General features: G+C 69.0%; 15 protein-coding genes. 5 read left to right on the top strand and 10 right to left on the bottom strand.

Annotated features, from left to right (window positions below):
- From Q8O26_RS12030 to Q8O26_RS12015, 4 genes are all read left to right on the top strand, one after another.
- Positions 1–879: tetratricopeptide repeat protein (locus Q8O26_RS12030; RefSeq protein ID WP_305575879.1), on the top strand; the 879-nt coding region annotated here is incomplete at its 5' end.
- Between the two features lie 74 nt (positions 880–953).
- Positions 954–1,751, top strand: a complete 798-nt coding sequence (locus Q8O26_RS12025) for an inositol monophosphatase family protein (protein ID WP_305575877.1) — start codon at positions 954–956, stop codon at positions 1,749–1,751.
- 1 nt (position 1,752) lies between these two features.
- Positions 1,753–2,301, top strand: coding sequence for a hypothetical protein (locus Q8O26_RS12020; protein WP_305575875.1), 549 nt, complete (start codon positions 1,753–1,755; stop codon positions 2,299–2,301).
- A 79-nt stretch (positions 2,302–2,380) separates the two neighbouring features.
- Positions 2,381–3,952: a sensor domain-containing diguanylate cyclase gene (locus Q8O26_RS12015; protein ID WP_305575873.1), complete on the top strand. Its 1,572-nt coding sequence runs from the start codon at positions 2,381–2,383 to the stop codon at positions 3,950–3,952.
- Here Q8O26_RS12015 and miaA read toward each other — a convergent pair.
- Entirely contained in the window at positions 3,867–4,871 is a 1,005-nt protein-coding gene (gene miaA / locus Q8O26_RS12010; protein WP_371134546.1) for a tRNA (adenosine(37)-N6)-dimethylallyltransferase MiaA, read from the bottom strand. The genes Q8O26_RS12015 and miaA overlap by 86 nt on opposite strands.
- On the opposite strand from miaA, the gene serB reads away from it, so the two are divergent.
- A complete protein-coding gene (gene serB, locus Q8O26_RS12005) occupies positions 4,842–5,738 on the top strand; it encodes a phosphoserine phosphatase SerB (RefSeq protein WP_305575870.1) in 897 nt (298 codons plus the stop codon). The genes miaA and serB overlap by 30 nt on opposite strands.
- A gap of 37 nt (positions 5,739–5,775) precedes the next feature.
- On the opposite strand, the gene Q8O26_RS12000 is transcribed toward serB, so the two are convergent.
- From Q8O26_RS12000 to Q8O26_RS11960, 9 genes are all read right to left on the bottom strand, one after another.
- Positions 5,776–7,329 carry a Do family serine endopeptidase gene (locus Q8O26_RS12000; RefSeq protein WP_305575868.1) on the bottom strand — a complete coding sequence of 518 codons (1,554 nt, stop codon included), beginning with the start codon at positions 7,327–7,329 and terminating at the stop codon, positions 5,776–5,778.
- Positions 7,330–7,557: 228 nt separating this feature from the next.
- Complete coding sequence (locus Q8O26_RS11995; protein WP_305575866.1) at positions 7,558–7,956, bottom strand: carboxymuconolactone decarboxylase family protein; 399 nt, start codon at positions 7,954–7,956, stop codon at positions 7,558–7,560.
- Positions 7,957–7,981: 25 nt separating this feature from the next.
- Entirely contained in the window at positions 7,982–9,112 is a 1,131-nt protein-coding gene (locus tag Q8O26_RS11990; protein ID WP_305575864.1) for a M20/M25/M40 family metallo-hydrolase, read from the bottom strand.
- Positions 9,113–9,166: 54 nt separating this feature from the next.
- A complete protein-coding gene (locus tag Q8O26_RS11985) occupies positions 9,167–10,324 on the bottom strand; it encodes a lytic transglycosylase domain-containing protein (protein ID WP_305575862.1) in 1,158 nt (385 codons plus the stop codon).
- 51 nt (positions 10,325–10,375) lie between these two features.
- Positions 10,376–11,254, bottom strand: coding sequence for a DMT family transporter (locus tag Q8O26_RS11980; protein WP_305575860.1), 879 nt, complete (start codon positions 11,252–11,254; stop codon positions 10,376–10,378).
- Positions 11,255–11,364: 110 nt separating this feature from the next.
- On the bottom strand, positions 11,365–11,823 hold the full coding sequence (locus Q8O26_RS11975; RefSeq protein WP_305575858.1) for a MarR family winged helix-turn-helix transcriptional regulator: 459 nt from the start codon (positions 11,821–11,823) through the stop codon (positions 11,365–11,367).
- The gene (locus Q8O26_RS11970) at positions 11,820–12,968 is read right to left on the bottom strand and encodes a nitroreductase family protein (RefSeq protein ID WP_305575857.1); all 1,149 of its coding nucleotides are present in this window, start codon (positions 12,966–12,968) and stop codon (positions 11,820–11,822) included. The genes Q8O26_RS11975 and Q8O26_RS11970 overlap by 4 nt, the downstream gene beginning before the upstream one ends.
- Before the next feature lie 158 nt (positions 12,969–13,126).
- A complete protein-coding gene (locus Q8O26_RS11965; RefSeq protein WP_305575855.1) occupies positions 13,127–14,182 on the bottom strand; it encodes a M48 family metallopeptidase in 1,056 nt (351 codons plus the stop codon).
- Between the two features lie 13 nt (positions 14,183–14,195).
- Positions 14,196–14,556 (bottom strand): LemA family protein (locus Q8O26_RS11960; protein ID WP_305575853.1); only part of this gene is annotated, 361 nt, incomplete at its 5' end.

Genomic DNA, 14,556 nt, shown 5'->3' with positions numbered 1-14,556 from the left:
CCGGCCGCCGCCGCACCTGCGAGCCCCGCGCCACGGGCGGAGCCGCCCAGCGCCGAATCCGCCTATGCCGCCTATCAGCGCGGGCATTATCTCACCGCCTTCCGCGAGGCGACGGAACGGGTCGAGACCCTCGCCGATCCCGTCTCCATGACGCTTCTCGCCGAACTCCATGCGGCCGGCATCGGCATTCCCCAGAACGACGAGCGGGCGCTCGGCTGGTACCGCCTCGCCGCCGAGCGCGGCGACCGCAACGCCATCTTCGCGCTGGGCATGCTGCATGTCGACGGTCGCGCCGGCCAGGTCCGCGACCCCGCCCTGGCGCGCCCCTTTTTCGAGCATGCCGCCGGCCTCGGCCACATCGCGGCCGCTTATAATCTCGGCCTGCTGGCCCTCGCCGGCGATGGCGGTCCGCGCGATCCCGCCGCTGCCGCCCGATGGTTCCAGATGGCTGCCGACCTCGGCAGCGCCGATGCCCAATACGCCTTCGCCGTGCTCCTGAAGGACGGCAACGGCGTGCCCGCCGATCTGCCGCGTGCCGCGACCTATATGGGCCGCGCTGCGGCGCAGGACCTCCTCGAGGCGCAGATCGATTTCGCCGTCATGGTGTTCAACGGCCAGGGTCTGCCGCGGGACGAGGCGCGCGCCGCGGCGCTGTTCCGCAAGGCGGCGCTGCGCGGCAATCCGCTCGCCATGAACCGCTACGCCCGTCTCCTCGCCGCCGGCCGCGGCATCCGGCCGGATGCCCAGAGAGCGGCCCAGTGGCACATGACCGCCCATATGCTCGGTGCGTCCGACGGTTGGCTCCAGGAATTCGTCAAGACCATGGATCCGGTCCAGCGCGAGGCCGCCGAACGTGGCGCGCGTGAGTGGCTGCGCTGACGCACCGAGCGCACGGCGCTTGACCGTGACGCCGCTCGCGGGCATGACCCCGGAAAGCCAGCCGAAAGATCGATATGCTCCGTTCCGCCCTTCTCAATGTCATGGTCGGCGCCGCCCTCAAGGCCGGCCGCAGCCTCAAGCGCGACTTCGGTGAGGTCGAGCATCTGCAGGTCTCGCTGAAGGGACCGGCCGATTTCGTTTCCGCCGCCGACCGCAAGGCCGAGCAGATCGTCATGGCCGAACTCATGAAGGCCCGACCGGGCTACGGTTTCATCGGTGAAGAGGGCGGCAAGGTCGAGGGCACCGACTCCACCCACACCTGGATCGTCGATCCGCTCGACGGCACGACGAACTTCCTGCACGGCATTCCGCATTTCGCCGTCTCGATCGGCCTCGAGCGTAACGGCGTGCCGGTCGCCGGCGTCGTCTACAATCCGGCCAACGACGAACTCTACGTCGCCGAGCGCGGCACCGGCGCCTTCCTCAACGATCGCCGCCTGCGGGTCTCCGCCCGTACCAAGCCGGAAGCCAGCGTCGTCGGCGGCGGCATTCCGCATATCGCCCGCGGCGACCATGTCCAGTTCCGCAACGAGTTGAAGGTGGTGCAATCGCGCTTTGCCGGTATCCGCCGCATGGGCGCCTGCGCCCTCGATCTCGCCTATGTCGCGGCCGGCCGTTTCGACGGCTTCTGGGAACGCGGCGTCCATCCCTGGGACATGGCGGCCGGGATCGTCCTTATCCGCGAGGCCGGCGGCTTCGTCACCGATTGCGACGGCCACGACAACATGATGCTGAACGGCACGGTCTGCGCCGGCAACGAGCCGATCCAGAAGGCGCTGCTCGCCGCCGTCAAGGAAGGCCAGAGGGGCTGAGATGGGGCAGGCCAAGCGGCGCAAGGAAGCGGGCGACCGCGTCTCCCACTGTCGCACCTGCACCTATTGCTGTTCGCTGCCGCAGATCGAGGCGCTGGCCAAGCCCGCCTATCGTCCCTGCATCCATATCGCCGACGGTGGCTGCGCGATCCACGGCCGCCCCGAGCGGCCCGGGGCCTGTGCCGCCTATGCCTGTGCCTATCTGACCGCGCGCCTCGCCAGTGCCCCGGAGCGCAACCGCATCCCCCACCCTCTCGATTGCGGCGCCTATTTTCACCGCGACCCCGTGGAAAAGGTCATCTTCGTCTTCGTCGATCCGGCACGCCCCCTGCTGTGGAAAGCCTCCCCGCTCCTCATCGATTTCATGACGCTTCAGGTCGGCGCCGGATTCGTACTCTTCATCACCGACCGTGGCCGCCAGATGGTGGTGCGCGATGCCGCCACCTTCGCCGAGATCCTCGCCCGTGACTTCGTCACCATGGCCGACAGCGAGGGGCGTCCGCTCGACGTGCCGAGTTTCCGCGCAACCGGCTCTGTTCCCCCAGCGTGAACCTGTCGCGGTGCCCCTGGGGCAGCTTTACCTCGCCTTAAAGCGCCCGGTGACAGACTGCCCGCAGGATAGGTCACCCATGTATCGCGAGATGTTCCACAAGGGGATCGAGTGGCGCGCTCACGCCCATGCGATCCGGCGGCTCTATGGCAACTGGATGGCGCTGCGCGCCGACAACCCGGACGTCCCGTTCCACGAGTTCGATCCGGCGACGATGGGTGACATCGCTGACGATATGATCGTGTTCCGTCCGGCAGGCGATGGCTACATGGTCTATGCCCATTACGGTCGCTCGCTCATCGACCGCGTTGGCACCGACAAGACGGGGCAGGCCAGTTCCCGCATCCGCGAGGCGGTCGGCGCCTTCTTCCGCGAGTGCAACGCCCGCGTTCTAGAAAGCGGCGAACCGCTTCTGACCCTCCACCGCAGCGCCTTGTCCGGGCAGGTTCATCTGTGGGAGCGGCTGGTCCTGCCGTGCCGCGATACCGATGGCGAGCCAGTTATCGTCATCATCGCCAAGCCGCGGCAATTCCGCGACGACTTGCTGGCGGCTGTGCTTGACGCCTCGCTCGACGCCATCGTGGCGGTGCATCTCGTCCGCGACGATTCCGGGACACCCGTCGATGGGGAGTTCGTCTCGGTCAACCGCCGTGCCGCCGAATGGAGCGGGGTGACCGTCGATGCCATGCTTCAGTCCTCGGTCCTGACCCTTTGCCCCTGGCTCGCGGAGAGCGGCCTGTGGAGTCGCTATGTCGACGTCGCTGTGACGCGGGAGCCGTTGCAACTCGTCACCCGCTATCCCTGTGCCGATGCGGAGCGCTGGCTCGAAATCGCCTGCGTGCCCTTCGGCGACGGCTTCATGGTGACCCAGGCCGACATCACCGAGCGCAAACAGGCCGAGGATGCCATGCGGCAGTCCCAGGCCGAATATGCCCGGGCAAATGCGGCGCTGAAGGCCGAGATTCTCCGCCGCAAGGCCCTTGAGGAGGAGCTCAGCCATCTCGCGACGCGCGACAGTCTGACCGGGGCGCTGAACCGCCGGGCGATCACGCAGGGCCTGCGCGACGCCATCGCCCGATCCGCCCGCTACGCCCATCCGGTCTCGATCGTCACCATGGACCTTGACCATTTCAAGCATATCAACGACCGCTTCGGCCATGCCGGTGGCGACGCCGTCCTGCGGCGGACCGTTGACCTCCTCACCCACGGCCTGCGCGAGGATGTCGACCTGGTCGGCCGTCTGGGCGGCGAGGAATTCGTCGTCGTCCTGCCCCATATCGGGGCGGAGGAAGCCGTCGGCGTCGCCCGCCGCATGCGGGCATTGCTCGCCGCTGCCAGCATCGATCACGACGACGATGAGATCCGCTTCACCGGTTCGTTCGGCGTCGCAGCCTGGGACGGCCGCGAAACCATGGACCGCCTGCTGAGCCGCGCCGACGCCGCGCTCTACAAGGCCAAGGCGGCGGGCCGCGACCGCGTCGCGCTCGACGAGGGCGAAGGCGAAATCCACGTCCTCGGCCTGGACGGCGAGATGCCGCTGCAGCCCTCCGCCGACCTGCCTGCCTTCAGTCCGTCGACTCGGCAGGGAACGGCGCCACGCGCGCCGCGCCGAGCCAGTTCTCCAGCGCTCGCGCGGCCGCCGAAGGCGTGAGCCAGAGGGCCTCCGGCATCTGGTTGCGGAACCACGTCTCCTGGCGCTTGGCATAGGCGCGCGTGTCGCGCTGGCCGCGCGCAATGGCCTCGGCAAGGGAAAGATCACCCGCCAGATGCGCGACGAGGCCTGGCACCCCGTGCGCCCGCATGGCAGGCAGGGCCGGATCGAGCCGCCGCGCGGCGAGCGCCGTGACCTCGTCCATCGCCCCTGATGCCATCATCGCCTCGAAGCGGCGGTCGATCCGCTCCCGCAGCACCTCCCGCTCCACCGCCAGGAACACCGTCGCGAGATCATGGCCGGCGAGCACCGCCGCCTCGCGTCCGGCCTCCTGCCACCGGACGAGCGGCTGTCCCGTCGCCTCCAGCACTTCGATGGCCCTGAGGATGCGCTGGGGATCGCTCGGCCGAAGCCTTGCCGCCGTCGCGGGATCGCGTGCGGCGAGGCTCGCGTGGAGATCGGCGGGCGAGCGGCCCGCGGCCTCCTGCCGGACACGCTCACGGACCAGAGGCGAGACCTGGGGAATGGCCGAGAGCCCCGTCGTCAGCGCCTTGAAGTAAAGGCCCGTACCGCCGATCAGGATCGGCAGCGCCCCGGCCGACAGCGCCGCCGCGACCTCCGTTCCCGCCGCCTCCACCCAGCGTCCCACCGAGAAGGTCTCGGCGGCATCCACCGTGCCGTAGAGCCGGTGCGGGGCGAGCGCCGTCTCGGCGGCGGAGGGGCGGGCGGTGATGATGGCGAGGTCGCGGTAGACCTGCATGGAATCGGCGTTGATGACGACGCCGCCGAAGCGACGGGCAAGGTCGAGAGCCAGTGCCGACTTGCCGCTCGCCGTCGGACCTGCGATGAGGACGGCCCTCGGCCTGTGGCCCTTGCGGGAAACCTCATCTTGACCCACGTCGCGACCCTCATCGCCCATCCGCACAACCCGGTTCTGACCGCCGATACCATTGCCGCGGCCGCGGCGCGGCTGCCAGGAGCCGGTGCCCCGGCGATTCTCGACCAGGGCGTCGCCGCCGACATTCCTTTCGCACCTGGGGGGAATGCCGACAACCGCCTGCTCGCCGACGATCTGCGCGGCGCCCTTGCCGGCCTTGCCCTCGACGTCGTGGTGCAGCCGGCCGCCGGCAGGGCCAAGCGGCTGTTCCTCGCCGACATGGATTCGACCATGATCGGGCAGGAGTGCATCGACGAACTGGCCGATCTCGTCGGGCTCAAGGACCATGTCTCGGCCATCACCGAGCGGGCCATGCGCGGCGAGATCGCCTTCGAACCGGCGCTGCGCGAGCGCGTCGCGCTGCTCAAGGGGCTCTCGGCGGCGGTGGTCGACGATGTCGTCGCGCGCCGCATCACCCTGACCGGCGGCGGCCCGGAACTGGTGCGCACCATGCGGGCCCGCGGTGGCTACACGGCCCTCGTTTCCGGCGGGTTCACGCTCTTCACGTCGCGGATCGGAGCGATGATCGGTTTCCACGAGGACCGGGCCAATCTCCTCGAGGTGGAGGACGGCCGGTTCGCAGGGACCGTGCGCGAACCTATCCTCGGCCGCGAGGCGAAGCGCGAGACGCTGATGGAGCTGCGCAGCCGCTTCGGACTGTCGGCCGTCGAGACCATGGCGGTCGGCGACGGCGCCAACGACCTCGCCATGCTCGGCGAGGCCGGGATCGGCATCGCCTACCATGCCAAACCGAAGGTGGCGGAGGCCGCCGCCGTGCGGATCGACCACGCCGACCTGACGGCGCTCCTCTACATGCAGGGCTATCGCCGGGCCGACTTCGCCCTGTGAGCCGGCGAGCCGCGAGGCCCGCCGGTGCCGGTTGAGGTCAGCGCAGGGTCAGCGCGACGAAGCGGCGATCGCCTTCCGCGTTCGCGACCAGGAACAGGGCCGAGCTGCGGCCCTCGGCCCGCAGGGCCTCGATCCGCCGCGTCACGTCCGCCGGTGAATTGACCGCCTCGTTCTGGACTTCGAGGATGACGTTGCCAGCCTGGATCGCCCGCTCGGCGGCGCGTGAATTGGGGTCGACCTGCGTCACCACCACGCCGCGCACGTCGTCGCGCACGCGGAAGCGCTGGCGCATTTCCTGCGTCAGCCCGGAGAGCTGCAGGCCGAGCGCCGACACCGTCGGATTGGCCGGTCGCGGCGCCTGGCCCTGGGGCTGCTGACCGGTGGAGGCCTGCTGGATATTGCCCTCGCGACGGCCGAGCGTCACCATCAGCGTCTCCTCCTTGCCACCGCGCATGACGATGACCGGCACCGCCTTGCCGACGGCCGTCTCCGAGACGATGCGCGGCAGCTCGCGCGAGTTGCGCACCTCGCGGCCGTCGAAGCTGACGATGACGTCGCCGGTCTTGATGCCGCCCGGGCCGGCCGGACCGTTCGGCTCGACGCCGGCGATCAGCGCGCCGCGGCGCGTGCCGAGGTTCAGGCTCTCGGCGATCTCGTCCGTCACCTCCTGGATGCGCACGCCGAGCCAGCCGCGCCGGGTCTCGCCGAACTCGCGCAGCTGCGCGATGATCGGCCGGGCGGTATTGGCCGGGATGGCGAAGGCGATGCCGATATTGCCGCCGGTCTGCGAGAAGATGGCGGTGTTGATGCCGATGACGTCGCCGGCCATGTTGAACAGCGGGCCGCCTGAATTGCCGCGGTTGATGGCGGCGTCGGTCTGGATGTAGTTGTCGAACGGCCCGGACTGGATGTCGCGGTTCTTGGCCGAGACGATGCCGGCGGTCACCGTCCCGCCGAGGCCGAGCGGGTTGCCGATGGCCATGACCGCCTCACCGATCCGGATCCGGTCGGAATCGGCCATGTTGACCGCCTTGAGGGGGCGCGTCGGCTGCACGCGCAGCACCGCGACGTCGATCTCGCGATCGCGGCCCACAAGTTCCGCCTTCAGTCGCGTCCCGTCGTTGAAGATCACCGTGATCTCGTCGGCATTGTCGATGACGTGGTTGTTGGTGATGACGATGCCGCTCGCGTCGATCACGAAGCCAGAGCCGAGGGACGACTGGCGGCGCTGCGGCGCCGGCTGACCGTTCGGGCCGCCCGGCGGGTTTTCGCCGCGGCGACGGAAGAACTCCTCGAACAGTTCGTCGAAAGGCGCGCCGGGGCCCGAACCCGGATTGCCGGGGGCCCCGGGGGCGCCGGGCTGCCCGGGACGGCGGCCCTGCGGTCCCGGCCGCTGGCCGGCGGCCGCATCCACCCGCGTCGAGGTCGAGATGTTGACCACGGCGTCGATGACGCGCTCGGCGAGATCCGACAGGTCGATGGCCTGGCGGGCCTCGGCGCGCGGCGTGGCGCCCGGGGTGAGCGCGAGGCCCGTGCCGAGGGCGAGGGCGAGGCTGGCCGCGGCGAGGCGGCTGCCGATCCGATAGGTCATCATCGAGATCCTGGTGGAATATCCGCGAGAGGAAGGGTGCGAGGGCCGCAGGGCGGCAAGAGCGTCGGCGTCGGCAGAGCGGTCATTGGTCATGTCACGTCTCCGGTCGGCCAGGTCATGAACGCCCGCCATGTTTCGGCGGGATTGCATCCGGACATAGTCTCATGAAATGGGGCGCCATGGCGACATCGGAAAGGGGCCGGGGAGCCCGCGAGCGGCCTTGGCTCATCACACCTGTTTGAAGGCGCCGTCGACCGGCACCTGCAGGGCGATCGCCATGCGGTTCGTCTCCGAGGCCATGGCGACGATGGACACCAGTTCCATGAACTGGGCCTCGCTCATGCCACGCGCGCTCGCCGCGGCCGTGTGCGAGCGGATGCAGTACTCGCAGGAATTCGCCATGGAGACGGCCACATAGATCAGCTCCTTGGTCAGCGGATCGAGCGCCCCCGGCGCCATCACCTGCCGGATGCTCTCCCATGTCCGCTTCAGCGCGGCCGGGTCATGGGCGAGCACGCGCCAGAAATTGTTGACGAAATCCGTCATTCGCGTCGCCCGGATGTCGGCGAAGACCGCCGCCGCCTCGGCCGACAGGTCCGCGTCCGCCAGCGGTGGCTTCATCGACATGACCGTTTCCTCTCCACAGGCCGGCTCAGCCGGCGATTTCTTCGATCAACCCGCCGAGGATGGTTCCCCGCGGCAGGATCGAGCGGATGTCGCAATATTCTTCCTTGGTATGGATGCCGCCGCCCCAGACGCCGAGACCGTCGAGCGTCGGAACGCCCATCGCCCCGGTGAAATTGCCGTCCGACCCACCGCCGGACTGCATGTGGTCGATCGGGTAGCCGTGCTGGTCGGCGATCGCCTTGGCCTTGGCGTAGAGAGCCATCGTACCCTCGCCAGCGACGAAGAGCGGACGCACCGGGCCCGCCTCGATGGTGATGCGGGTGTTGGGGAAGGGCGGCCGCAGCGTGCGCAGGCGCACATCGATGTCGGCGAGGTCATCCGGCGTCGCCGCGACGCAAAGGACCTCCGCCGAGCATAGCACCGGCACGACGTTGACCCAGGTGCCGGAGTTGACGCGCCCGACCGCGAAGGTCTGACCACGCTCGTAGTCCGACCAGTCCTCGATGGTCTCGATGATCCGCGCCATGGCCCGGATCGAGGAGACGCCGCGGCTGATGGCGGCACCCGCATGGGAGGGGCGACCGTGGACATGGACCATGTAGCGCACGACGGCGTGGCGGCCCGACGTGACGAAATGGTCGCGCCCCGGTTCTGGCACCAGGACATGGGCGGCCTTCGCTGCCTCCGCCTCGATGGTCAGCCGCGAGGATGGCGATCCCACCTCCTCGTCGGGAATGAGGACGACGGTGACGCTGCGGCGCAGGCGCCCGCCCTTCTGCCGGAGCAGCTTGCCGAGGACATGGAGCGCCAGCACTGTGCCGCCCTTCATGTCGGTGACGCCCGGCCCGTAGAGCCGGTCGCCCTCGCGGCGGATGGGCAGCGGACCGGCAAGCGTTCCCACCGCATGGACGGTGTCGACATGGGCGAGGATGAGGAGGCCGGGTCCCGGCTCGGTTCCCGCCAGGCGGCCGATGACGATGTCGCCGAAGCCCTGCGTGCCCGGCAGCCTGTCGATGTCGAAGCCCATGACGCCGAGGTCGCGTGCCCCTTCGTCCATCATGCGGTTGACGGCCGCGGCATCATAGGTCGGGCTCTCGATCGAGGCCCAGCGCATGATGTCAGCGACGACCTGTTCGACATCTGTGGTCACGGGCATGCGGGGCTCCTCATCTGATTTTGGGGGAGCCTAGAACCGCCGTGGTCGCCGCGTCTATGGCCGCGGCGGCTCACGAGCTATGATGCCGAAGTTCTGCCCACCGAAACGCTGCTCGATCTGCTCGATGCGCTTTTCGTGGTCCCGCCAGTTGAAGCGGCTGGTGGAGCGCTGACCGGGGGACGGCGTTTCCGACCCCGCCGGCACGGTGACGCCGCGGGCCAGCGGCGATCCGATGGCGTTGAGATGCACGACGGCCCGTCGGCAGTATTCGAGCGACAAGGCGCTCATCTCCGTCTCGTCCCAGCCGGCGCGGTACTTCATCAGCGCCTGGCACAGATTTCCGCCGGACCGCTCCCAGGCGCCGGCAAGATAGGTCATGCCGAGGCGGATATTGGTTTCCGGCTCGAACAGGTCCTGGATCGTGCCGTCGAACCCCAATTGTCGCGCCATGGCCGGGCGCACCTGCATGAGGCCGATGTCGTCGACGAGGCCGACCGCATGCGGATCGTAGGCGCTTTCCACCATGACCACCGCATCGGCGAGGTCGATCGGCACGCGCAGGGCGGCGGCGAGCCGGCGCACCGTCGGGTAATGCGCCCTGCGGCCGACGAGAAAGCGCGTATCGGAAAAGGCTCTGCCCTCGAAGCGCCGCGGCGGCGCCTCGGCGAAGGGTGCCTCGAGCTGCGGCAGGTCGGTGGCCGTATCGACGGCGGTGGGCTCGGCAGGCCGCGTCGGCGTGGCGGGTGGGGGGGGCGCGCCTCCTGGTCCGGCTGACGGCACCTGGGCATTGATCACGGCGGGATGGCCGTCGGGGATGGCCGGTGCCCGCCGGCTCGCGGCCTCCGTCTCGCGGAAAGCATCGTCGATGAGACTTGGCGTGACTTGTCCTGCAGCCCGTTCAGCCGCGGAGGGAGACGCGGTCACTGGCGCCGTCGGCGGAGCAACGGGAGCAGGGGCCGGGGGGGCCGGTGGAACCGTTGCGAGTTCCGGTGCCGCCACCGGTTCGCCGTCGCCGGCATCAGCCGGCCGCGGTTCCGGAACCGGTGCCGTCCGTGGTGCCCGGACGACGGGGCGGGCCGGGCGCGGGGCCTGCTGTCCGGCTGGCGGCTGGGAGACCCCGGGAGGTGTCAGGTCGAGCTGGGCATGGGCCGGCATCGCGGTCAGAACCACGGCGACGGCGGCAATGGACATCAGCGGCAGGCCGGTACGCATTAGCGGAAGTCTAACCCGAGCGGTACGGTCGATGCCACCCGGCTGGAATCCTCATCCCGAACGCATGCGGCTTCCCGCCAGCACGACGACGGCCACGGCCAGCGCGAAGATGATCGTTTCCGGCCCCACGGCCTCGCCGTTGGCGGCGGTGGCGACGGCGAGCGTCACGAAGGTTTGAAGCAGTTGCACCTGCCCCACGCGGGCGATGCCGCCCAGCGCCAGGCCAGCATTCCAGAAGAAGAAGCCGATGTATTGGCTGAACAGGGCGACATAGGCGAAGCCCCACCAGGCGGAGGCGGGGACCGCGCCTGGATCGACCGGTGCAAACCACCATGCCGCCGGAATTGTCACGGGGAGAGATAGAACCAGCATCCAGGAAACGACCTCCCAGCCCGGTCTGCTGCGGGTGAGCATGGCGCTGACCGTATAGCCGAGCGCGGCCGCTACTACGGCGAGGACGAGAAAGACGTCGCCTGCCGACAGGTGCAACCCACCTGCCTGCCGCAGGGCAAAGACGCAGACGAGCCCGGCTCCGACAATCCCCATCAACCAGAAGCCCAGGGAGGGCCGCTCCCCGGACACGAGCGCTGCGGCGATCGCCGTCGCCAGCGGTAGGATGCCGAGCACCACGCCGCCGTGGCTGGCGGGCACAGTGACCATGGCCAGCGCTGTGAAGCCGGGGAAACCGGCGATGAGGCCTGCCATGGCGATGCCGTAGAGCGGCAGGTCGCGCCGGTCGGGCAGGGGGCGCCGCAGGATGGCAAGGACCGCAGCCGCGAGAATGCCGGCGCCGGCGGCGCGCCCGAAGGTCACGAACCAGGGGTCGAGGGCGGCGACGGCAAGTCGGGTCATCGGCAGTGTCGCGCCGAAGATGACGACGCCGACGAAGCCGAGGCCTAGCCCGATGCGGGGGGACGGAGAGGAAGGCATGGAGCTTGGTTCGAGTGGTCCGTCATGCGTCTCACACAACGGCACGTGTCGGCCAATGCATTTGGCTGATGGATGACATTCAGCGCGGACAGCCTTACCGGCTGCCGCTCCTAGTCCCTCATCCGGTCGAGCTTCTCGCGGATCTCGGCCAGCGGCGCGAGGGCGGCGGCGAAGGGCCCGCGCCCGGCTTGCGCCAGGATGTCGTCCAGCAAGGGGGCGAGCCGCCGGAGGCAGTCCTCATGCATGGCGCGGCCGGCTTGCGTGATCTCGACGAGGCGGCCGCGCCCGTCGCTCTCGTCCGGCACGATCTGCACCAGGCCCTTCGGTTCGAGGCGCTGCAACGTCGAGGTCATGGTCGCCCGTGTGACCTGGAAGGCGCTGGCGAGGTCGGATGGTCGCTTGCGGCCCCCGAGCCTGACGAAGTGGTTGAGGATGGTGAACTGGGCGAGCGTCATCCCCTCCGGCATGACGCGCTCGAAGGCGGTGCTCGACAGCTGCGCGATGATGCCGACCTCGTTGAACACGCGGAACAGGAGGTCGGCGTCGCTGGCTGGGGCTTGTCGGGTCATGCGGTCCTGATTCGCGAGGCCGCAGGCCAGCGCGGCGTCTGCGGAACGGCTGGACCGTAGCCCAATCGGGCCAGCATGTGCAGTCGCTTCGGCCGCCCGCTACCGAGGAACTGGTCGAGTTCCGCGCGGGTTGCGTCCATCTCCGGGAATTCCTGCAGCGCCTGGCTCACCGGATGCATGGAAAGTCCCAGCGACGTCGCCGTTAGGTTGGCCCGCAGATAGGCCCGTCCGGCGGCAAATGTGCCGAGGCGGCTGTCGTCGTCCGCCGTGACCGTGAGATAGGCCGGCGTCGCCGCCAGCATGGGACGGTACATGTCCCGGCCCTGCTGGTAGGCGAAGGACGAGGGGTCCGCGAGCTGGGCGCGGGACAACTGGCCGACGACCGACAATCCCTCGAGAAAGGCGCCGCCGAGCGAGATACCGTCGGGATTGGCCTCGATCTCGCGTCGGCCGATCCGCATCAGGTTGACGCTCTCCTTGTGCGTGCGCGCCGTGCGGTACTCTACCTCCCAAGCCGCCCAGGTGATGTCGCGGAGCCGTGCGGTCATGCGGGCCTCGGTGACCGTCGCGACGTGGAGACCGGGAGAGGACAGGGCGGTGAGAGCGGACAGGGCGGCTGCGGGAACCGGGCGGGCCATGTCGTAGGGCCGCTTCGACGACCGACGTGCCGCCACATGGGCGAACAACGGATCGGGAGAGCCGGCTTCGTCCTTCACCAGCGTCAGATGGGCGATCGGCCGGCGGTCGAGGCGGGGCTGCGCCTCGCCCTCCGGGAAGGGCGTGACGTCGAGCCGGTAGCCGATGGCTCTCGCCGCGATGTGCGCGAGCTCGCAGAAACAGCCGAGGCCGATGACGATCTGCCGGTCGAACGGGTCGGTTTCGGGAAGCCGCCGGTCGAGGTCGCAGTAGAGGGTCATCGATGTCGGTCCGGTCAGCTCGACGATCCACGGCTGACGGTTGTGCGGGTTCGGCGCGAGAATCGCATGGCCGATCACGAAGCGGCGAGGGTCCGGCCCCGCCGTGCCGGCCTCGGCCCAGGGCAGCAGCGCCGCCGTCGGCGTCCGGGTCAGGGCGAAGGCGGTGGCACCGGTGGCGGCGACGAGGCCGGTGGCGGCGGAGGAGAGAAGGAAAACGCGGCGGTTCACGGGGAAACTCCTATGATTTGATGTCGAACTATATAATTCGATATCAAACCGAAATGCCCTTGTCAATATGATTTGATGTCAAATCAAATAGGGGTCGTGGAGGTCCCCGGTCGTCCGCAGCCCTCGCTCCCTACCGGGTACAGCCCGGGGTCAGGCTTTCAGCGCGGCGCGCCCCAGGATCGGCTCGCCTGGACCATGGAGGGCAGATCCTGCCGCTGCGGCATGGCGGGCGGGTGCGGCGGCATGTTCGGCATCCGTCCTCCCGCCATCTCGACCAGGGCCTGGACGCGCTTGGTGATCGAGGGATGCGTCGAGAACATGTCGGCGAAATCGTCCGGATCGTTCTCGAAGCACATGTCCATCACGCCGGAGGGGACGCCCTCGATATCGGCCCGGCCGGAGATCTTCAGCAGCGCCGAGATCATCGCGTCGGGATCCTTGGTGAGTTCGACGGCGCCGGCATCTGCAAGATATTCGCGCGACCGCGACAGCGACAACCTGACCACGATCGCCAGAATCCACGAAACGACGACAAGGGCGATGCCGATGAGCACCACCACGATGGCGCCGCCGCCCTTGCGGTCGCTGTTCGACGAGGACCGGATGCCGCCACGCAGGAAGCTTCGGAAGACCAGTTCGCCGATCAGCGAGACGACCCCCGAGATGACGACGGCGATGATCATCAGCCTGACGTCGCCGTTGCGGATATGCGTCAGTTCATGGGCGAGGACAGCCTCGACCTCCTTGTCGTCGAGCTGGTTGAGGAGCCCCCGTGTCACCGTCACCGTGAACTGCTTGTCGTTGACGCCGGAGGCGAAGGCATTGAGCGCTTCGCTCTCCAGGACCGCAAGTTTCGGCGTCGGCATGCCGCGCGAGATGCAGAGGTTCTCCAGCATCCGGTAGAGCTTGGGATCGTCCGCTGGGGCGATCGGCTGGGATCCCGTCATGCGCCCGATCAGCGCCACGTTGAACCGGAAACCGATGAAGACCCACAGCGCCGTCGCCGCGGTGACGAAGGGGAGGGCGGTGAGGAAAACGCGGCCGGCCTCTCCGACCAGTTGCCGCCCCAGCGGCGCACCTGTCATGCCATAGCCGATGAGGATGACGCCGAACGTCATCACATAGGCGAGCAGGAACAGTCCGGTGATGAGGAAGCCGGACCGGATCCTGTTGTTGCGGATATGGCCGTAGAGCCCGTAGGCCTCGCCGATCATTGCAATTCCGGGGTCAGAATTTCACGGTCGGGGCCGTCTCGATCTGCGCCCGCGTCTCGGGGCCGACGTCGAAGAACTCGCGCGACGTGAAGCCCATCGAGGCCGCGAAGAGCACCGCCGGGAAGGCCTGGATGGAGGCGTTGAACTCGCTCACCGCATTGTTGAAGAAGCGGCGGGCGGCGGCCAGCTTGTTCTCGATGTCCGACAGCTCGCGCTGCAGCTCGAGGAAGTTGGTGTTGGCCTTGAGGTCCGGATAGGCCTCGGCGACGGCGAACAGGCGGCCGAGGGTCGCAGTCAGCATGTTCTCGGCCTGGACCTTGTCATTGACCGAGGTGGCGCCGGCCGCGGCGGCGCGGGCCTGGGTGACGGCGTCA

It is taken from the genome of Phreatobacter sp., from assembly GCF_030691135.1.
Taxonomy (GTDB): domain Bacteria; phylum Pseudomonadota; class Alphaproteobacteria; order Rhizobiales; family Phreatobacteraceae; genus Phreatobacter.
The sequence above is the reverse complement of the archived record's forward strand: the minus strand, read 5'-3'. Positions and strand labels throughout refer to the sequence as shown.